The organism is Alkalibacterium indicireducens (genome assembly GCF_039522005.1).
GTDB classification, from domain to species: Bacteria; Bacillota; Bacilli; order Lactobacillales; family Carnobacteriaceae_A; genus Alkalibacterium; species Alkalibacterium indicireducens.
The window spans coordinates 3,105-3,782 of record NZ_BAAADA010000036.1; the positions used below are offsets into that span (position 1 = coordinate 3,105).

Here is a 678-nt window from a genome sequence, read left to right on the forward strand (position 1 = left end):
TGTAGGCATTGATGAATTTGGACAATTCTGTGTTAGGGTGAGCTTTGAACAGGATATGAATGTGGTCTCTATCTTCATTCCATTCGATGAGAGTGATGTTGTAGTTTGTACTAATGCTTAGAAACATATCTTTGGCGTAATCTGAAACAGGGGGCGTGATGACTTTTCTTCGATACTTTATAACTAAGACAAGGTGGTAATACATCGAGAATACTGAATGATTGTTGTTGTCCAATTCCATTGATATCACTTCCTTTCTGTTGGTTACCACTGAATATAGTATACAACAAAAAGGACAGATTAACCACTTCAAGCTATCGCTTGACCGAAATTCATCTCCCACTTTCACCGGTGCTTCGCACCCATACGCTTAGAAGTGGGAGACTTCTTTCGGAATTACGTTAAAGTGTTTGAGTGAGGGGCAAAAGGCCTGACCGCATAAGTTAAAAAAGTGGAGTGATAGAGAAACTGTCCATCCTTATCATATGACCTCTAAAAAAAGACTGGTATGATGGGGATAGACCATTTCATCTTCATTCCAGAAAAAAATAAATAGTCATATGAGGGTGATACTAATTTATCCTTTGACTATCATTCATGATTCATTTCTATGTGTAAAATTAATGTCGGAAGAGGGGAAATTCGACCTAGACAAAAAGAAAGAAGACCCTTAATCTA

The 678-nt window shown here is 37.6% G+C and carries 1 protein-coding gene; it reads right to left on the reverse strand.

Annotation, left to right across the window (positions count from 1 at the left end):
• Positions 1-241, reverse strand: a 241-nt coding sequence (gene tnpA / locus ABFX15_RS02585; RefSeq protein WP_346023962.1) for an IS200/IS605 family transposase, incomplete at its 3' end; no start/stop codon positions are given.
• Positions 242-678: the final 437 nt, after the last annotated feature.